We start from the raw sequence: 19,444 nt of genomic DNA, 5'->3' as shown, positions 1-19,444 counted from the left end.
GCCTTGAGCCGGGACCCATAGCCACCGGCCGTCGTAATTGAGCGAGATGGGGCGACCAGCGTGCCTCGAACATTTCCCTGGGGTTATGGATCCCGGATCGGCGCGCGCGTGCCGCGCGCTTGTCCGGGACGACAGCGAGGGTGGAGTTGGCGGCCGAACTCTATCGCCTGAACGCCATCTGCAGCCTGAACGCTATCTGCGCCCGCTGGTGAACGCCTGCGGCGTCGCGCCGGGCAGTGCCGGCGAGTTGATGTCGCTGTCCATCCGGTCCGACGACTGGCCGGCGTAGCTGAAGCCGAGCGACAGGCTGACGTTTGAGGTCGGCTTGAATTCGACGCCGCCATTGATCGCGTAAGCCGGGGTCGAGGTGGAGCGCCCGTCGAACGTCGCGAACGGGCCGCCGAGGCCGGGCGTGACCTTCAACGCCTCGAAGCCGCCATAGAAGCTGACGCCGCTCTTGAACGTATAGCCGTATTGCGCGCCTTCAGTGGTGTAGGAGCCGAGCGAACCGTAGCGATTGACGAGGCTTGAGCTCAGGCCGACGCCGGCCAGGCTCGACCAGTTGTTCGCCACGCTGTAGCGCCGCGCGAAGAACCCGCTGTCGCGGCCATCGGCGGTGAAGCTCGGAAAATTGCCGTAGGAATCGAGACTGCCGGACTCGCTGAAGCCGACCGGCCAGCCGGGCAGCCAGTATTGCACGGGGCCAGATTGGGCATGGGCCGCGGAAGTGCCGAAACAGAGCCCAGCGAGCACGAGCGCGAATACAGATTTGCGAGAGACCATCGACATGCCATTGCCGCTACACGTCGGCGGATCATACAGGCAGAGGACGAGGAACTCCAGTACTGGGGTAAACTCGACGTCAGCCGCGAAGACGGTGAGCTCCCCTCCCCCTTGCGGGGAGGGGTCGGGGGTGGGGGTCCACGAGTCGCGCAGGATGCGGTGAAAACGCGATTCTGTTCATCTCGACAGAGATGATCGGAGCTTAGCGTGAGCGTCGCCCGGCTGATTGATTTCTGACTTGTGAGCGGGCCCTAGCGCCGTTCGGCGCCCGGAGACCCCCACCCCCAACCCCTCCCCGCAAGGGGGAGGGGAGCGCGCCGGTCGCGGCGTGACAGTCGGGCTCAGTCTCTAAAGGTGACCATCATCACTCAGGGCTTCGCGGGCGCCGGCGGCCCGTAAGCCTCGCGCTCTGGCGCCGGCTCCGTCTTCTCCCGATCGCCCGCGAGCACGCGCTGCACCGAGACGAAGAAAACCGGCACCATCAAGAGCGCCAGGATCACCACCGCGATCATGCCGCCCATCACGTTGGTGCCGAGCGCCTGCTGGCTGGCGCCGCCGGCACCGGTGGCCATCGACATCGGCAGCACGCCGCAGACGAAGGCGAGGCCGGTCATGATGATCGGGCGGAAGCGCAGCGAGCAGGCCTCGATCGTCGCCGCGATTAGCGGCTTGCCATGGGCGCGCAGATCCTTGGCGAACTCGATGATCAGGATCGAATCCTTCGCCGCGAGGCCGATGATCGTGATCAGGGCCACCGTGAAGTAGACGTCGTTCGACAGGCCGCGCAGATTGGCCGCGACGACGGCGCCGAGGATGCCGAGCGGCACCGTCAGCAGCACCGCGAGCGGAATCGTCCAGCTCTCGTACAGCGCGGCGAGACACAGAAACACGACCAGCGCCGACAATCCCAGCAGCAACGGCGCCTGCGAGCCCGACAGCTTCTCCTGCAGCGACTGGCCGGTCCATTCATAGCCAAAGCCGCGCGGGAGCTTACCGGCAAGCCGCTCCATCTCGTTCAGCGCATCGCCCGAGGTGAAGCCAGGCTTGGCCTCACCGGAGATGCGGATGGCCGGATAGTAGTTGAAGCCGGCGATCTGGGTCGGTCCCTTGGCCCATTGGATGGTCGCGAACGACGAGAACGGCACCAGCTGCCCCTTCGTGTTCTTGACGCTGTAGTTCAGGATATCGTCCGCATTCATGCGGCTGATGCGGTCGGCCTGCACCACGACGCGCTGCATGCGGCCGCGGTTCGGAAAGTCGTTGACGTAGGTCGAGCCGAGATTGGTCGAGATCGTGTTGTTGATGTCCTCGAAGGTCACGCCGAAGGCGCCGGCCTTCTCGCGGTCGATCATCAGATTGACTTGGGGTCCCTGCGGCAGGCCTTCGACGTAGACCTTCTGCAGCACCGGGCTGGCATTGGCCTCCGCGATCAGTTGATCGGCAGCAGCAACGAGCGCGGTGTAGCCCTTCTGGCCGCGATCCTGAAGGCGGAAGCTGAAGCCGGAGGAGTTGCCGAGATTGTCGATCGGCGGCGGCTGCAATGCGGTGATCTTGGCGTCGCGGAGCGAGGCGAGGTCGCGGTTAATGTCGGCGACCAGCGCCGCGGCGCTGTCGTGCTTGCCGCGCTCCGACCAGTCCTTCAGCGAGATGAAGGCCTGTGCGGTGTTGACGCCCTGGCCGGCATAGCTGAAGCCGGTGAGGAAGGTGACGTCCTCGATGCCAGCGCGCTTGGCGAGATAGTTCTCGACCGCCTCGACAGCGGCTTGCGTCCGCGCGTAGGACGAATCCGCCGGCGTCTGCACGTCGGTCGTGATGAAGCCCTGGTCGTCGACCGGCAGGAAGCCGCCGGGCAATTGGATGAAGGCCCAGGACAGGCCGACGATGAAGATCGCGTAGATCATCATCAGCCGCCCGGTGCGCTTCAGCGCGCCGCCGACCACGCCGGTGTATTTGGTGCGGCTGAAATCCATGAAGCGGTTGAACCAGCCGAACACGCCCCTCTTCGCATGGCCATGACCGGCCTGCACCGGCTTCAGCAGGGTCGCGCACAGCGCAGGGGTCAGCGACAGCGCGAGCAGCGCCGAGAAGCCGATCGCGGCGACCATCGTGACCGAGAACTGGCGATAGATGATGCCGACCGAGCCGGGGAAGAACGCCATCGGCACGAACACCGCCATCAGCACAAGCGTGATGCCGATGATGGCGCCGGTGATCTGGCTCATCGCCTTGCGCGTCGCCTCCTTCGGCGACAGCCCCTCCTCGGTCATGATCCGCTCGACGTTCTCGACCACGACGATGGCGTCGTCGACGAGGATGCCGACCGCGAGCACCATGCCGAACATCGTCAGCATGTTGATGGAGTAGCCGACCAGCATCAGCGTGGCACAGGTGCCGAGCAGCGCCACCGGAACGACGATGGTCGGGATGATGGTGTAGCGGATGTTCTGCAGGAACAGGAACATCACCACGAACACCAGCACCACGGCTTCGACCAGGGTCATCAGCACGCGCTTGATCGAGGCCTTCACCACGGGCGTGATGTCGTAGGGGATCTCATAGGCGATGATCGACGGGAAGAAGCGCGACAGCTCCTTCATCTTGGCTTCGACCGCGCTCGCGGTCGCCAGCGCGTTGCCGGTGGGCGACAGCAGCACCGAGAGGCCGGCGGTCGGCTTGCCGTTGAGGCGGGTGTTGAACTGATAGCTGAGGCCGCCGATCTCGATGCGGGCGACGTCGCGCAGCCGCACCGTGGAGCCATCGGCATTGGCGCGCAGGATGATCGCGCCGAACTCGTCCGGCGAGTCGAGCTGGCCCTTGACCAGCACCAGAGCCGAAGTGCGCTGCACGGTCGTGGCCGGCTCGGCGCCGATGCTGCCGGAGGACACTTGCGCGTTCTGCGCGCCGATCGCCTTGGTGACGTCGTCGGCGGTGAGGCCGTAGCCGATCAGCTTGGCCGGATCGAGCCAGACGCGCAGCGAGCGTTCGGTCGAATACAGCGTCGCACGGCCGACGCCGGGGATACGCCGGATTTCGCCGAGCACGTTGCGGATCATGAAGTCGCCGAGGCCGACCTCGTCGAGGCTGCCGTCGGTGGACTGAAGCGTGATGATCTGCAGCACCGCGGCGGAGGCTTCCTCGACCAGGATGCCCTGCTGGATGACCGCGCGCGGCAGCCGCGCCTCGACGCGCTTGAGGCGGTTCTGCACCTCGACCGAGGCGTCGTTGGTCGACGTGCCCGGCACGAAGTTGGCGGTGATCTCGACCTGGCCGAGCGAGTCGCTGGTCGATTCGAAATTGAGGATGCCGGAGGCGCCGTTGAGCTCCTCCTCGATCAGCCGCGTCACGCTGTTGTAGAGATTCTCCGGCGAGGCGCCGGGATAGCTGGTCGAGATCGAGATCGAGGGCGGCGCGATGATCGGATATTGCGCCACCGCCAGCAGTGGAATCGCGATGGCGCCGATCAGGCAGATGAACAGCGCGACGACCCAGGCGAAGATCGGCCTGTCGATGAAGAAGCTCGGCATCAGGACTTACCGCGACGCTGACTTGGATTCGAGCTGCGTCGCGGCGCTGACTTCGGTCCAGGCCTGCGGCGCGACCTTGTCGCCGGCGGCGAACTTCTGGAAGCCGTCGACCACGACCTTGTCGCCGGCGCGCAGACCATCGGTGATCAGGACCAGGCCATCCTGCACCGGCCCAGTACGGATCGGGCGCGCGATCACGCGGTTGTCGTCGCGAATGACATACACCTCGGAGCCGCCGGCGGCGTTGCGCTGCACGGCCTGCTGCGGCACGCCGACGGAGTCACTGTCGATGCCCTGCTCGATGCGGACGCGCACATACATGCCCGGCAGCAGCTCGCGCTTGGGATTGGCGAACTCGCCGCGCAAGGTCACCTGGCCGGTCGCGGCATCGACCTTGGCGTCGGAGAACAGCAGCTTGCCGGGAATCGAATACGGCGTGCCGTCGTCGAGCACGAGCCTGACCTTGATCGCGTCCGGAGCGATCTGGTCGAGATCGCCGGACTCGAAGGCGCGGCGCAGACGGTTGAGCTCGCTCACCGACTGGGTGAAGTCGGCATAGATCGGATCGAGCTGCTGGATCGTGACCAGCGAGGTCTCGTTCTGCACGGCAATCGCGCCCTCGCTGAGCTGGGCCGCGCCGACGATGCCGTCGATCGGCGCGCGCACGGTTGCGTAGTCGAGGTTGAGCTGGGCGCGCGCGAGATCCGCCTTGCGCGCCTCGATGTCGGCCGCGGCCTCGCGCTCCCCGGAGATCGCCTTCTCGTTCTCGACGGCCGGCGCCGCGCGTTCCTTGAACAGCTGCGCGATGCGGTTCGCCTGCTGCACGGCGCGCTCATGCACCGCCTCGGCCTTGGCGAGCGCGGCGCGGCTCGACATGATCTCGACCTCGAACGGCTTCTGATCGAGGCGGTAGAGCGGATCGCCGGCCTTGACCTCGCTGCCCTGGCGGAACAGGCGCTCGACGATGATGCCGGAGACGCGCGGCCGCACGTCGGAGACACGGGTCGGCGCGATGCGGCCGGGCAGCTCGCGCACGATCGCCCGCGCCTTCTGCTCGACCGTGATGATGCCGACGTCGGGAACGACGACCTGCTCGTTGGCTGAAGCCTGGGCCGGCGTGGTCTCGTTACAGCCGGCGAGCGGCAGAGCGGCTATGAGGATCAATGCGGTGCCGAGCAGCGGCGCGCGAAAACGGGTCGTGGACAATGGAGCCCCTCGATCATGTTAAGAAGCAGTCGACCGGATGACCGGGACATGGCGCCATTCTGGTGCCGAGCGTGGGCCGCACCATAAAAGTGTGCTGCTGCGACGCAATGCAGCAACTGGGCGGCTGTATGTCACAGCCCCTAGGCGCTTGTTCTCAAACGTGTTTTCGGGCCTCACCCAATTGTGAGCGCATTGTGGCGGCGCTGTTCCCCCGAGTTCCGCGCGGGTCGACGCGAATCCCACGGCGGTTCCGGTACGATGCTAATCAGTTCGCTCGCGATCAGCTCGTGGGCCGCAGGCGATAGTGGCTGACGCCCCATTCGCGGCCCTCGTCGTGGCCAAACAGTCCGGCCGTGGCAAGGAAGAACCAGCGCCAGCGGCGCATCCACAGCGCGGTCTCGTCGCCATACACCGGCTGCAGTGTCTCGAGGATGCGGTCGCGGTCGGCGTCGAAATTGGCGAGCCAGTCTCTCGCTGTGCGCTGATAATGCGTGCCGCTCCAGCGCCATTCCTTCTCGACCGCGAACAGATCGTCGAACTGCCGGATCAGGCCGTGGCTCGGCATGATGCCGCCGGTGAAGAAGTGCTGCGCGATCCAGTCCTCGCGATCGTTGCGGTCGAACAGATAGGAGCCGGTGCGATGGGTGAAGATGTGCATGAACAGGCGGCCGTCCGGCACCAGCCATGACCTCACGCGCGATAACAGTTCGCGCCAGTTCATCATGTGCTCGAACATCTCCACCGAGACCACACGGTCGAAGCGCGCGTCGGGGGTGAATGCGTTCATGTCGGCGGTGACGACGCGCAGATTGAGCAGGCCGCGCGCGGCAGCCATCTCCTCGATCGCGCGGCGCTGCGAGTGCGAGTTGGAGACCGCCGTGATCTTGGCATGCGGAAACTGCCGGGCCATGAACAGCGACAGCGAGCCCCAGCCGCAGCCGAGCTCGAGGATGTTCTGGCCGTCCTGCAGATCGGCATTGGCCACCGTCTGCCGCAGCGCCTCCTCCTCCGCCTCCTGCAGGGTCGAGACCGGCTCCTTGTAGAAGCAGCAGGAGTATTTGCGGTTCGGCCCGAGCACCCGGGCAAAGAACGCGGCCGGCACTTCGTAATGCTGGCTGTTCGCGGCGTCGGTATGCTCGGCGATCGGGCGTGTCGTCAGCAGCCGGGCAAACTCGGCATCGCCCATCGCATTGACCCCGCCGAGCCGCGTCGCAGTGCGCGCGCACAATTCGTAGATCGCGGCGCGAATGACGGCATCGGGGAGCGGCACACGCTCAGCGGCGCCGATGATGGTCGAGATGAAGCTCATGCCGTGGCTCCGTTGCGGGGTGGCAGGGGAAAGAAGGCGCTGGTGCGCGCCTGATAGGCACGGTAGCGATCGCCGCGCGAACGCAGCATCTGTTCTTCCAGCGGCGGGATGCCGGTGACGTGGACCAGGATGTAGTACATCAGGAGCGGTGCCAGCAGGCTGGCGAGACCCCAGGGGTTGTCAGGTGACAACGCGATGACAGGGTAAGCGAGCCAGCACACCCACTCGAAAAAGTAGTTGGGATGGCGTGACCAGCGCCACAGGCCGATGTCGCAGACCTTGCCTTTGTTGGACGGGTCGGCGCGGAACGCCTTCAACTGGGCATCGGCCAGCGCCTCGCCGGCGATCCCTAGGAACAGCACGAGGATGCCGAGATAGTCCTGCAGGCGCAGCTCGGGCGCCGGGGCATGTGCGGCGACGAACATCGCGAACACCAGAGGAATGGCGCCCCAGGCCTGCTGCTGCAGGAACACGAACATCCGCCGCGGCGCGGCATCGCCCCATTGCCGGGCGAACTCGGCGTAGCGCGGGTCATCGGAGATGCCGCGGCTGCGCGCCGCGACGTGGCCGCCCAGCCGCAGCGACCAGATCGCGACCAGCACTGCAACCAGCCATTGCCGCGCGTTGGGAGGAGCACCGTCCACGGGCCAGATCGCGCCGATCGCCCCGACGAGGCCGACGGAAAATGTCCAGATCGTGTCGACCCAGCCGGAATTCCCGGTGCGCTGCTGCACCACCCAGGCGCCCGCCATCAGGACGGAAAGAGCAAGTGCCAGCGCCACCAGCGCCTGCAGATATTCAACGACGGTCATGACAAAGCCCGGGCATTCCCGCTAGAAATGGTCCACGGGACTAACTACGCCGCGGAAGCCCGCCGGTTTCAGCCATGGTTCCGTGCAGGGATAAGGAGAGCGCCGTTCGCGGCTGTTCTCCCGACCGTGCTATGCCATAGTGGATTTCGGGACCGGTCCCCCCGCAACGGATGTCAACGACAATGCCTCAAGGCTCCCCTCCCCGCGCCGCCATGGGCGTCGACCCGACCAAACTGTCGACGCCCCGGATCTTCCTGGTGCGGATGCTGGTCTTCCTGGTGCTGTGCGGCCTGGTCGGGGTCGTGCTCTACAAGCAGATCATCATGGCGTTCTTCGCCAATCCCGGGCTCAACGCCCTGATCGGGGCGGTACTCCTGATCGGCGTCATCCTGGCGTTCCGGCAGGTCGTCCGGCTGTATCCCGAAGTCTCCTGGGTCAACAATTTCCGCATTGCCGATCCCGGCCTGGCGGTGCCCCGCCACCCGGTCCTGCTGGCGCCGATGGCCGCCATCCTCGGCCGCGAGCGCACCGGGCGGATGTCGATCTCGCAACAGACCATGCGGCACCTGCTCGACTCCATCGCCACCCGGCTCGACGAGGCCCGCGACATCTCGCGCTACATGACCGGCCTCCTGGTCTTCCTCGGCCTGCTCGGCACCTTCTGGGGCCTGATCGAGACCGTCGGCTCTGTCGGCAAGGTCATCGACGGGCTCAAGGTCGGGGGCGACGCCGGCGCGCTGTTCGACACGCTGAAGGGCGGCCTCGCCGCCCCGCTCAGCGGCATGGGCATCTCGTTCTCGTCGTCGCTGTTCGGCCTCGCGGGCTCGCTGATCCTCGGCTTCCTCGATCTGCAGTCCAGCCAGGCCCAGAACCGCTTCTATACCGATCTCGAGGACTGGCTGGCCGGCACGGTGCGCGAATATGGCGGCACCGGCGACACCGGCGCGGACCTCTCGGTCGCCATCGAGCGGCTGCGCACCGCCATGGAAGAAGGCTCCAACCGCGGCGCGACCGCGGCGATGGCCAACCTCGCCGAGGCGATCCAGGGCCTCGTCGCGCACATGCGCACCGAGCAGCAGATGATCCGCGAATGGGCCGACGGCCAGGGCGAGCAGAACCGCGAGATCAAGCGGCTGCTGGAGCGCCTGGCCAGGCAGCCGGAGAAGAGTTGAGGATCTCGGTCGTTGACGCTCAACGAGGTCAATTCTTTCGCCACGGCGGCCGTGCACCCTCTCCCCTTGTGGGAGAGGGTGGCGCGCATGAGCGCAGCGAGATCCGCGCCGGGTGAGGGGTTCTTTCCGCGGAGACAGACCCCTCACCCGGCTCGCGCCCGCTCCGCGCGCGCGATCCACCCTCTCCCACAAGGGGAGAGGGTGCACCGAGCTCGCGGATCCATCTTCGGTTACATCGACGCTGCAGGCCAATCGTTCGTGAGGAGACACTGAATGGCGCTTGCCCGTTCCCGCCGGGGCGACTCCGGCCTCAACTACTGGCCCGGCTTCGTCGACGCGCTGTCGACCCTGGTGCTGTCGATCGTGTTCCTGCTCACCGTGTTCCTGGTGGTGCAGTTCTTCCTGTCGCAGGAGGTCACCGGCAAGGACAAGGCGTTGGAGCAGCTCAACGCCAAGATCGCGCAGCTCAACGAAATGCTGTCCTTGGAGAAGCTCGGCAAGCTGTCGCTGGACGACCAGGTCGCACAGCTGCGTGCGGGTCTGTCCAACGCCGAGGCCGAGCGCGACCGCATCAAGGGCCTGTATGACGGCCTCGCCAATGCCGGCAGTAATGCCGCCGGCCGTGCCACCGAGCTCAACCGCGCGCTCGATTCCGAGAAGCAGGTGACGGCACGCGCGCTGGCGCAGATCGAGGTTCTCAACCAGCAGATCAGCGCGCTCAGGCGCCAGCTCGCGGCGCTCGAGGACGCGCTCGATGCATCCGAGAAGCGCGACAAGGAATCGCAGAACCGCATCGCCGATCTCGGCTCGCGCCTGAACGTCGCGCTGGCGCAGCGGGTGCAGGAGCTGACGCGCTATCGCTCGGAGTTCTTCGGCCGGCTGCGCGCCATCCTCGGCAACCGCCCCGACATTCGCGTCGTCGGCGACCGGTTCGTGTTCCAGTCGGAAGTGTTCTTCGACACCGGACAGGCGACGCTCCTGCCGGAGGGACAGCAGGAGCTGAACTCGGTGGCGACGGCGCTGGTCGATCTCGACAAGCAGATCCCGACCGAGATCTCCTGGGTGCTGCGCGTCGACGGCCATACCGACCTCCGTCCGATCAACAGCCCGGTGTTCAAGTCGAACTGGGAGCTGTCCTCGGCGCGCGCCATCTCGGTGGTGCAGTATCTGATCTCGCTCGGCGTGCCGGCCCAGCGCCTCGTTGCCGCCGGTTTCGCCGAATTCCAGCCGCTCGACGCCGCGAACACGGAAGAGGCCTTCCGCCGCAACCGCCGCATCGAATTGAAGCTGACGGAGCGGTGACGTCGACCTTCACCTTACGGCCCTATCGCGCCGAGGACGAGGACGCGGCGATCGCGCTGTGGCGAGAGACGTGGCAGCTCGCTTATCCCGCAATCGACTTCGCCGCGCGCGTGCCGTGGTGGCGTGAGCGTTGGCGCAATGAGCTGGTGCCGAACGCCGAGGTGATCGTCGCCGAGGCGGATGGCACGCTTGCCGGCTTCGTGACGATCGATGCTGCGGGCTATCTCGATCAGCTCGTGGTCTCGCCGCAGCAATGGGGCTCACCGCTGGCGACCCAGCTCGTCGATGCGGCCAGGCAGAAATCTCCTGTCGGCATCACCCTCCTGGTCAACAAGGACAACGCCCGCGCCATCCGTTTCTACAAGCGCAACGGCTTCGTGGATGATGGCGAGGACGTCAACCCGACCTCCGGCCGCCCCGTGCTTCGGATGGCTTGGCGCCCCTAGGCGAAAACTTCCGCGCCTAGGCGAAGACTTCCACGTCGCAGCCACACCCTCCGCCGTCATCCCGGACAACCGAGCGAAGCGAGGGCAGATCCGGGATCCATACGCCGCAGCAGATGTGTTGCGAAGAACGATGTGGCGAGCATTGCCTGCCACATGTTCGACCGGGGTTATGGGCCCCTGCGTTCGCAGGGGCGACACCGAAGGTGCCGCAATCAGTAAACTACACACACCAGCGGTAGCCCGCGTCGCAGCCACGCCCACTGCTGTCGTCCCGGACAACCGAGCGCAGCGAGGGCAGATCCGGGACCCATACGCCGCAGCAGATGTGTTGCGAAGAACGATGTGGCGAGCATTGCCTGCCACATGTTCGACCGGGGTTATGGGCCCCTGCGTTCGCAGGGGCGACACTGTGGCGATGGCGGGCTGCAACTACACGCCGCGGAACAGCACGCCGATGGTCAGCACCACGAAGGCGATCGCCAGCGCGTCGAAGGCGTGGGCGGCCGACAACAGCGGCACCGAGGCGTGCATGTAGTGGGCGAGCATCGCGACCAGTGCGAGCACGAGCGCGATTGCGAAGATCACGAATGACGGGGGCGTAAGGGCAAAACTGCCACGACGATAAGGCATGTCCGTTGCTCCTGTTGGTTCGGGTACGCGCATGAGCGCACCCTCGGTTCCGGCAGGGAACGTACAAAGCTGGAGAAAGGTTGCAGGGCCCGCGACGAGAATTCGCGGTGTTGCAGATCGCCCACTCGTGTTGCTGAAACTACACGGTCTCGAACTGCAGCCGCGCCAACCGCGCGTAGAGGCCGTTGGCCGCAACCAGCGACGAATGCGTGCCCTGCTCGACGATGCGGCCGCGGTCCATGACCAGGATGCGGTCGCAGGACAACACCGTCGCGAGGCGATGCGCGATCACCAAGGTCGTGCGGTCCTTCATCAGGCCTTCGAGCGCGGTCTGCACCAGGGTCTCGCTCTCCGCATCGAGCGCCGAGGTGGCCTCGTCGAGCAGAAGCAAGGGCGCGTCACGCAGGATGGCGCGGGCGATCGCGATGCGCTGGCGCTGTCCGCCCGAGAGCGTCACGCCGCGTTCGCCGAGCTGCGTCTCGAATCCCTCCGGCAAGCGGCGGATAAACTCGCTGGCATGGGCGAGATCGGCGGCGCGCTCGACCTCGGCATCGGTCGCCTCGGGACGGCCGAAGCGGATGTTCTCGCGCGCGCTTGTCGCGAACACCACGGACTCCTGCGGCACCAGCGCCATCCGCTCGCGCACCTTGCGCGGGTCGGCGGCGCGCACCGGCACGCCATCGACCGCGATCGAACCGGAGGCCGGATCGTAGAAGCGCAGCAGCAGATGAAACAGCGTGCTCTTGCCGGCACCGGAGGGACCGACGATCGCGACCTTCTCGCCGGCGCGGATCGCGAACGACACGTCCTCGAGCACACGCACGTCAGGCCGGCTCGGATAGGCGAAGCTGACGTGGTCGAACCCGATGTCGCCGCGCGCCGGCTCCGGCAGCGCCGTCGGATGCGCCGGCGCGGTGATCTGCGGCCGCACGTGCAGCAGCTCGAACAGCCGCTCGGCAGCGCCGGAGGCGGCCGAGACTTCGCCCCAGACCTCGGAGAGCTGGCCGAGGCCGGCCGCCGCAAACGCCGCGTACAGGACGAACTGGCCGAGCCGCCCCGCACTGATGTTGCCGGTCAGCACATCGTGCGAGCCGACCCAGAGGATCGCCACCACGCTGGAGAACACGATGAAAATGATGATCGCGGTGAGCACGCCGCGCGCCTGCGTCGAGACGCGCGCGGCCTCATAGGCCTGCTCGACCTCGCCGCCGAAGCGCCCGGCGGCGAGCTTCTCGCTGGTATAGGCCTGCACCGTCCTGATCGCGCCGACCAGCTCGGACGCGTAAGCCGATGCATCCGCCAGCGTGTCCTGCGCGTTGCGCGACAGACGGCGGACCCAGCGGCCGAACGCCACCAGCGGCAGCACGATCAGCGGGATCGCCAGCAGCACGAACAGCGACAGCTTCGGGCTGGTGAACACCATCATCGCGGTGGCACCGAGAAACAGCAGCAGATTGCGCAACGCGATCGAGACCGAGGCGCCCGCGGCAGCCTTGATCTGGGTCGTATCGGCTGTGAGGCGGGAGACCAGTTCGCCGGAGCGCGCAGAGTCGAAGAACGACGGCGACAGCGACATCAGATGCGCGAACACGTCGCGGCGGATGTCGGCGACGATGCGTTCGCCGATCGTCATCACCAGGTAGTAGCGGGCGGCGCTGGCCAGCGCGAGCACGGCCACCACGGCGATCATGACGCTGAAATAGCTGTTGATCAGCTCGATGCCCTTCGGCGTGAAGCCGAAATCGATCATGCGGCGGACCGCGACCGGCACCAGCAGCGTGGTGAGTGCGGCGACCGTCAGCGCGATCAGGGCGAGGAAGGCGCGGATGCGGTAACGGGCGATATAGGGGGCCAGTGCGAGCAGCGGGCGCAGCTTGGAGCGGCGGACCGGGGCATCCGGTTCGGTCAGCGCCTCGACGGCGGCGACGGCATCCTCGACCACGTCCTGCGCCGAGGGGCCAGCATTCTGCCGCTCGTCAAGCCGTTCCACTGCACTCATGCGATCACCTTGGGGCCACCTGAGAATTCATCCAATCTGACGTCGTGATAGGCCTGCCGGACCGGCCTTGGCAAATCCGGAAACATACCAAGGTAACAGACCTGAGACCCTGGCTTGTTTGGCGACCTTGGCTTGTTTTGGGCGGGACCTTGGGCTATAGAGCGCCCCAATTGTCCCCCTTCAGTGACGACAGGATCAGGCGCGACTGCGCCGCGTCATGTCTTCGCATCACGCCGTAGGATCTGCCATGAAAGCCGACATTCACCCGAATTATCATACGATTACGGTCGTGATGACCGATGGCACCGAGTACCAGACCCGCTCGACCTGGGGCAAAGAGGGCGACAAGCTCAACCTCGACATCGACCCCAAGTCGCACCCGGCCTGGACCGGCGGCACCCAGCAGCTCATGGACCGCGGCGGCCGCGTCTCGCGTTTCCAGAAGAAGTTCCAGGGCTTCCTCAAGAAGGATTGATGCCTGCCGGGCCGCTTCGCGGCCCAAGGCTCCTTCCATAGACCCTCACAGCAAAACGCCCCCGGAAACGGGGGCGTTTTTGTTTGGACCATTTTATTGAGCCGGTGTTGCGGTGAACAGCCGGCTCGGCCAAGGCCGAGCCGCGGATCTGCGGCTTATTGCTCGAAGGCAGCCTTCAGCCGGTTCAGGTGCGGCACCAGGGGATTGCCGATCGCGCTCTGGTCCGGCGGCGGCGAGTGGATGGTGGAGTCGAGGCGGCGCACCCGGGCCTGCAGGCTCATCGAGCGGGCGATCAGGTCCTGCAGCTGCTGCGGCAGCTTCTCGAGCAGGTCGGACGGACCCGGATCGGCGGCGGTCAGCTTGACCTTGGTCTTCTCGCGGTTCGCCTGGCCGAGGGTCATCTCGCCCTCCTTCACCGCGCGGTGCAGCAGCAGCCAGGAGGCGAGCTGCATCAGACGCGTGGTGAGCCGCATGCTCTCGGTCGCGTAGGTCAGGCTGACGGCCCGGTCCAGCGCCTTGGCTTCGTTGCGGCCCTCACCGTCGAGATAGGCGGCGGTCTCTTCGACCAGATCCATGCCTTCCCGGAACAGCGCGCCGAATGCAGCTGAGTTGGTGAGCCGCTCATTGAACTGAACAAGAGCGCCATCGCCCAGCAAACGGTCCGACATGGTTAACGCCTCATATACGCGACTGATTACGCAATCCGGCAACCGCGCCGGTATGATGAACAAATCATTGCGCGGCCGGTTTCGAGAGTCCAGCAGCAACGGCTTTTATGGTTTCCACGGCGTGGGACGTACCGTGCCCTCGTACCACTTGCGGCTGCAGCACGGCTGATCGCGCTGAGTCGCCTCACACGTCCAACTAGCAAACACGATCACGGCAATAATGTGCGGTCCAAGACCGGATGATTGCTGCTCGCCTGCGGCGCCGCACAGAATTCTGCCGGTATCGGCCGATCGAGACGACCGAGACCTTGGCTCAAGACGGACCCGCGATCATCGTTCCCGGCAGCAGCCGGCCGCCGCCTCCTCGAGCTCGGATGCGTTAACAACCTTGCAATGGCCGGGCTTCGAACGCCGGATGGCGGGCCGCGCAAAAAAAGAGCCGCCGTTGCCGGCGGCTTTGAAGTTGATAACAGGGAGGCGTCAAACAGAGTGGACAGGAGCCACTCGGTGTCCAAACGAGGACGGTTACGGTTGTAAACGCGAAAGCTTAATCAACCGTAAATGGCGGAAATTTTTCAAACTTCGTTAGCCATGTCGGCCACTGGCCGACCGTATTTCCACGTGCCGCGGAACCAGGTCAGGACTTGAAGATGCTGGCGGCGGCGTCGCGCGAGGCGCGCTTCTTGGCGACGGCCTGCTCGATGCGCTCGATCTCGCCGCGCAGCAGCACGATGCGGCCGGTCAGCTCCTCGACCGAGAGCATCGACAGGTCCTGGCCGATCTCGTGCGAGGTGGCCTTGCGCGGCCGGTCGTCGTCCTCGTTTGCCATCTTAACCCTCTCCCGGTTGCCAGCGGGGCCCGGGCTGGCTTAAGCACGCCGCAGTACCCGCCCGTTCAATCGCCCAAGCAATCGCCCAAGGATCTCTCATGGAACAGCTGCCCGCGCAAATGACCGTGGTTGCCATCAGCCAGCCGGGCGGACCGGAAGTGCTGAAGCCGGAGACCCGGCCTGTTCCCAAGCCCGGCCCGGGCGAGATCCTGATCAAGGTGAAGGCCGCGGGCGTGAACCGTCCCGACGTCGCCCAGCGCTCCGGCAGCTATCCGCCGCCGCCCGGCGCCAGCGACCTGCCGGGGCTGGAAGTCGCGGGCGAAGTCGTGGCGCTCGGCGACGGTGCTATCAGGCACAAGCTCGGCGACACCGTGATGTCGCTGGTCGCCGGCGGCGGCTACGCCGAATATTGCATTGCGCAGGACGCCCAGGCGATGGCGGTGCCGCCGGCGCTGTCCGTCAAGGAGGCCGGCGCCCTGCCCGAGACCCTGATGACGGTCTGGCACAACGTGTTCGAGCGCGGCGGCCTCAAGGAGGGCGAGACCCTGCTGGTGCATGGCGGCTCCTCGGGCATCGGCACCATGGCGATCCAGCTCGCCAAGGCATTCGGCGCCAAGGTACTGGTCACCGTCGGCTCGCAGGACAAGGCGGACGCCTGCGTCAAGCTCGGCGCTGACCGCGCCATCAACTACAAGACCGAGGACTTCGTCACTGTCGTCAAGGAGGCGACCGGCGGCAAGGGCGCCAATGTCATCCTCGACATGGTCGGCGGCGAGTATATCGAGCGCAATTACGACGCGGCGGCGACCGATGGCCGCATCGTCCAGATCGCCTTCCTTGGCAGCCCCAAGGCGACCGTCAATTTCGTCAAGTTGATGGTGAAGCGCCTCACCCACACCGGCTCGACGCTGCGTCCGCGCAGCAATGCCGACAAGGCGGCGATGGTGGCGGCGATCGAGGCCAAGGTGATGCCGTTCCTGCGCGAGGGCCGCATCAAGCCCCTGATGGACTCGACCTTTCCACTGGTGGATGCAGCAAAAGCCCATGCACGCATGGAGACGAGCCAACATATTGGCAAAATTGTGTTGGAAATCTAGTCGCTCTCTAAACAGAGCGTGTTTGGAAACTCTTTGATTTTCCTCGCTTTCGTGCCAATGATCGCGCACATCTGAACCGTGCCTGGAACGGCTCCAAATCCTTTGCGAACGTCGCTTTAAGTTTGAACTGTTTCGCTGTGGTTTGGTGTCGAACGCGGAGATTTGACATTGCGTCTGATCAGGTGCCTAGCGTCCATGGTGGCGCTGGGCCTCGTGATGTGTGGTGCCGCTGCCCCCGCTCAGGCCGTTGACGCCGTCAGCGTTCGCAGCGACGCGCCTGCGATCGACCTGACGGGCATCCTCGATCATCAGCGCAGCGAGAACGACCGCATCCAGGTCTCGACCGCGCCCGGCACCGACGGCATCGTCCGCCGCATCGAGGTGCGCGCCCGCGAGGGCGGCCAGCACTGGATCGTGTTCGCGCTGGCCAACAATACCGACGACCAGCTCGATCGCCTGATCGTGGCGCCGCATTACCGCGTGGTCGGCTCCGGCGTGCTGTGGCCCGATCTCGGCCTGTCGCGCATCGCCACCATCACGCCCTCGATCGGCGACCTGCCCGAGCGGCAGGAGAGCCCGACCGCCGACGTCTTCCGCGTCACCCTCGACCCCGGCTCGGTCGTGACCTTCGTCGCCGAATTGCGCACCGACAAGCTGCCGCAGCTCTATCTATGGGAGCCGGAGGCCTACAAGGACAAGGTCAACTCGTTCACGCTGTATCAGGGCATCGTGATCGGCATCTCCGGACTTCTTGCGCTAGTGCTGACGATCCTGTTCGTGGTGAAGGGCAGCATCATGTTTCCGGCCGCCGCGGCGCTGGCCTGGGCGGTGCTGGTCTATATCGGCGTCGATTTCGGCTTCTGGGGCAAGGTCCTGGACATGTCGAACAATGCCGAGCGGGTCTGGCGCGCCTCCGGCGAGGCGATCCTGGCGGCGACCCTATTGGTCTTCCTGTTCGCCTATCTCAATCTGTCGCGCTGGCACGTGCGCTATTCGCACATCACGCTGGGCTGGCTGTTCTTCCTGGGCTCGCTGGTCGCGGTGGCGCTGTTCGATCCCGCCGTCGCCTCTGGCATTGCCCGCATCTCGCTGCTCTTGATCGCGGTGCTCGGCTTCGCCCTGATCGTCTACCTCTCCAGCCACGGCTTCGACCGCGCGGTGCTGCTGATCCCGACCTGGTTCCTGCTGACCGTCTGGGTCGGCGCGGCCAGCATGACGGTCGCGGGCCAGGTCACCAACGACATCGTAGGTCCTGCTCTGCTCGGCGGCCTCGTGCTGATCGTGATGCTGATCGGCTTCACGGTGATGCAGCACGCTTTCGCGGGCGGCGGCGCTACCACCGGCATCGTCTCCGACGTCGAGCGCCGCGCGCTGGCGCTGGCCGGCTCCGGCGACCTGATCTGGGACTGGGACGTCTCCGCCGACAAGGTGTTCACCAGCCCCGAGACCGAAAGCCTGCTCGGCCTCAAGCGCGGCACGCTGGAAGGCCCGGCCGCGAAATGGCTCGAGGTGCTGCATCCGCTCGACCAGGACCGCTTCCGCGCCGCGCTCGACAGCGTGCTCGACCAGCGCCGCGGCCGCCTCGTCCAGGACTTCCGGCTGCGCACGCCCGACGGTCACTTCATGTGGTTCGCGCTGAAGGCGCGCCCGGTGGTCGGCTCCGACGGCGAGGTCTCGCGCGTGGTCGGCACGCTGACTGATGTGACCGAGTTCAAGAATGCCGAGGAGCGCCTGCTCCACGACAGCGTGCATGACAACCTGACCGGCCTGCCCAACCGCAAGCTGTTCATCGACCGCCTCGCCGCCGTCGCCAATTTCGCCAAGACGATGCCGACCTTGCGGCCGACCCTGATGGTGATCGATCTCGACCGCTTCAAGCAGGTCAACGATTCCGTCGGCATCGCCGTCGGCGATTCCATCCTGCTGACTTTGGCGCGGCGGTTGTCGCGAATCCTGAAGCCGCAGGACACGCTGGCGCGGCTGGCCGGCGATCAGTTCGGCCTGATCCTGCTGTCCGAGCAGGACCCCGCCCGCATCACCGCCTTCGCCGAGACCATCCGCAAGACCATCCGCGCGCCGATCGCCTTCAACGAGCGCGAGATCTTCCTGACCGCCTCGATCGGGCTCGCTTTGTCCGACCCGCAGACGCAGCTGTCGGAGGACATCATCAAGGATGCCGAGCTTGCGATGTATCACTCCAAGCGCATCGGCGGCGACCGCATCGACGTCTACAAGCCGGCGATGCGCGCGCGCAAGAACGACCGGCTGACGCTCGAAAGCGAGTTGCGCCGCTCGATCGAGCGCCAGGAGATCACCATCCTGTACCAGCCGATCGTGCGGCTGGAGGATCGCTCCATCGCCGGCTTCGAGGCACTGGCGCGCTGGGATCATCCCAAGCTTGGGCGGATGTCGCCGAACGAGTTCATCACCATCGCCGAAGAAATCGGCCTGATCGTCGATCTCGGCACCTTCGTGCTCGACCAGACCGCCCGCCAGCTCTCGGTCTGGCAGCGCGCAACAAGGCTGCGCGAGCCGATCTTCGCCAGCGTCAACGTCTCCTCGCGCCAGCTGCTCCGCCACGACCTCATCCACGACATCCGCTCGGTGCTGGCGCGCTCGTCCGTGGCGCGGGGCTCGCTCAAGATCGAGCTGACGGAATCGCTGGTGATGGAGAACCCGGAGCACGCCGCGCAGATGCTGACCCGCATCCGCGAGCTCGGCGTCGGCCTGTCGATCGACGATTTCGGCACCGGCCACTCGTCGCTTGCCTATCTGCAGCGCTTCCCGTTCGACACCCTGAAGATCGACCAGTCCTTCGTGCGCACCACCGCGCGCGGCACCCGCCCGGTGATCCTCAAGTCGATCATCGCGCTGGCCCACGACCTCGGCATGGACGTGGTGGCCGAAGGCGCGGAGACGGATTCGGATGCAGTGGAACTCTATCAGCTCGGCTGCGAATACGCCCAGGGCTACGCCTTCGGCGAGCCGATGGACGCCGACGCCGCGATGCGGCTGCTGACGGAAGAGCGGCTGGAAGCGGCGAGCTGAGATCTTCTCCGGCTCATCCCGATCAAAGGACGGCGCCGCTCTTCACGGCCGACACCCAAAGGATGTATCTTTTCTTTTCCCTGCCTTGAGGTAGACTTACCTCAGTACCGCGTTCGCGTGCTGGCTTGGTCCTGCCGATGCGCC

General features: G+C 66.0%; 15 protein-coding genes. 6 read left to right on the top strand and 9 right to left on the bottom strand.

The features are described 5' to 3' along the window. Positions 1-192 precede the first annotated feature (192 nt). The 5 genes from NLR35_RS10170 to NLR35_RS10150 form a co-directional block, all read right to left on the bottom strand. Complete coding sequence (locus NLR35_RS10170; protein ID WP_257166421.1) at positions 193-699, bottom strand: hypothetical protein; 507 nt, start codon at positions 697-699, stop codon at positions 193-195. A 452-nt stretch (positions 700-1,151) separates the two neighbouring features. After that, on the bottom strand, positions 1,152-4,307 hold the full coding sequence (locus NLR35_RS10165; protein WP_257166420.1) for a multidrug efflux RND transporter permease subunit: 3,156 nt from the start codon (positions 4,305-4,307) through the stop codon (positions 1,152-1,154). A 6-nt stretch (positions 4,308-4,313) separates the two neighbouring features. Continuing rightward, positions 4,314-5,513 (bottom strand): efflux RND transporter periplasmic adaptor subunit, encoded by a 1,200-nt coding sequence (locus tag NLR35_RS10160; protein WP_374940803.1) that lies wholly within the window; start codon positions 5,511-5,513, stop codon positions 4,314-4,316. A gap of 280 nt (positions 5,514-5,793) precedes the next feature. After that, positions 5,794-6,822 carry a cyclopropane-fatty-acyl-phospholipid synthase family protein gene (locus tag NLR35_RS10155; RefSeq protein ID WP_257166419.1) on the bottom strand — a complete coding sequence of 343 codons (1,029 nt, stop codon included), beginning with the start codon at positions 6,820-6,822 and terminating at the stop codon, positions 5,794-5,796. After that, positions 6,819-7,634, bottom strand: coding sequence for a DUF1295 domain-containing protein (locus NLR35_RS10150; protein WP_257166418.1), 816 nt, complete (start codon positions 7,632-7,634; stop codon positions 6,819-6,821). Before NLR35_RS10150 ends, NLR35_RS10155 begins: the two co-directional genes overlap by 4 nt. A gap of 182 nt (positions 7,635-7,816) precedes the next feature. Here NLR35_RS10150 and NLR35_RS10145 point away from each other — a divergent pair, with 182 nt between their 5' ends. From NLR35_RS10145 to NLR35_RS10135, 3 genes are all read left to right on the top strand, one after another. Continuing rightward, positions 7,817-8,806, top strand: coding sequence for a flagellar motor protein MotA (locus tag NLR35_RS10145; RefSeq protein WP_257166417.1), 990 nt, complete (start codon positions 7,817-7,819; stop codon positions 8,804-8,806). A gap of 273 nt (positions 8,807-9,079) precedes the next feature. Then, positions 9,080-10,108 carry a peptidoglycan -binding protein gene (locus NLR35_RS10140; RefSeq protein ID WP_257166416.1) on the top strand — a complete coding sequence of 343 codons (1,029 nt, stop codon included), beginning with the start codon at positions 9,080-9,082 and terminating at the stop codon, positions 10,106-10,108. Then, the gene (locus NLR35_RS10135) at positions 10,105-10,554 is read left to right on the top strand and encodes a GNAT family N-acetyltransferase (RefSeq protein ID WP_257166415.1); all 450 of its coding nucleotides are present in this window, start codon (positions 10,105-10,107) and stop codon (positions 10,552-10,554) included. Before NLR35_RS10140 ends, NLR35_RS10135 begins: the two co-directional genes overlap by 4 nt. Before the next feature lie 429 nt (positions 10,555-10,983). Here the strand turns inward: NLR35_RS10135 and NLR35_RS10130 are convergent, their stop codons facing one another. Further along, positions 10,984-11,184, bottom strand: a complete 201-nt coding sequence (locus tag NLR35_RS10130; RefSeq protein ID WP_006614616.1) for a hypothetical protein — start codon at positions 11,182-11,184, stop codon at positions 10,984-10,986. A gap of 139 nt (positions 11,185-11,323) precedes the next feature. Further along, positions 11,324-13,183, bottom strand: coding sequence for an ABC transporter ATP-binding protein/permease (locus tag NLR35_RS10125; RefSeq protein ID WP_257166414.1), 1,860 nt, complete (start codon positions 13,181-13,183; stop codon positions 11,324-11,326). 247 nt (positions 13,184-13,430) lie between these two features. On the opposite strand from NLR35_RS10125, the gene rpmE reads away from it, so the two are divergent. Then, on the top strand, positions 13,431-13,658 hold the full coding sequence (gene rpmE / locus NLR35_RS10120) for a 50S ribosomal protein L31 (protein ID WP_015664357.1): 228 nt from the start codon (positions 13,431-13,433) through the stop codon (positions 13,656-13,658). 155 nt (positions 13,659-13,813) lie between these two features. Here the strand turns inward: rpmE and NLR35_RS10115 are convergent, their stop codons facing one another. Continuing rightward, positions 13,814-14,326, bottom strand: coding sequence for a DUF1465 family protein (locus tag NLR35_RS10115; protein ID WP_257166413.1), 513 nt, complete (start codon positions 14,324-14,326; stop codon positions 13,814-13,816). 637 nt (positions 14,327-14,963) lie between these two features. Further along, complete coding sequence (locus NLR35_RS10110) at positions 14,964-15,155, bottom strand: DUF1192 domain-containing protein (RefSeq protein WP_257166412.1); 192 nt, start codon at positions 15,153-15,155, stop codon at positions 14,964-14,966. 98 nt (positions 15,156-15,253) lie between these two features. Between NLR35_RS10110 and NLR35_RS10105 the strand changes: the two genes are divergently transcribed. Together NLR35_RS10105 and NLR35_RS10100 are read left to right on the top strand one after the other, a co-directional pair. After that, positions 15,254-16,252 (top strand): NAD(P)H-quinone oxidoreductase, encoded by a 999-nt coding sequence (locus NLR35_RS10105; RefSeq protein ID WP_257166411.1) that lies wholly within the window; start codon positions 15,254-15,256, stop codon positions 16,250-16,252. Positions 16,253-16,420: 168 nt separating this feature from the next. Then, complete coding sequence (locus tag NLR35_RS10100) at positions 16,421-19,300, top strand: sensor domain-containing phosphodiesterase (protein ID WP_257166410.1); 2,880 nt, start codon at positions 16,421-16,423, stop codon at positions 19,298-19,300. The last annotated feature ends 144 nt before the right edge of the window (positions 19,301-19,444 follow it).

The sequence above is a fragment of the Bradyrhizobium sp. SRS-191 genome (genome assembly GCF_024586915.1).
Taxonomy (GTDB): Bacteria; Pseudomonadota; Alphaproteobacteria; order Rhizobiales; family Xanthobacteraceae; genus Bradyrhizobium.
This window is presented reverse-complemented; position numbering and strand designations above follow the sequence as displayed.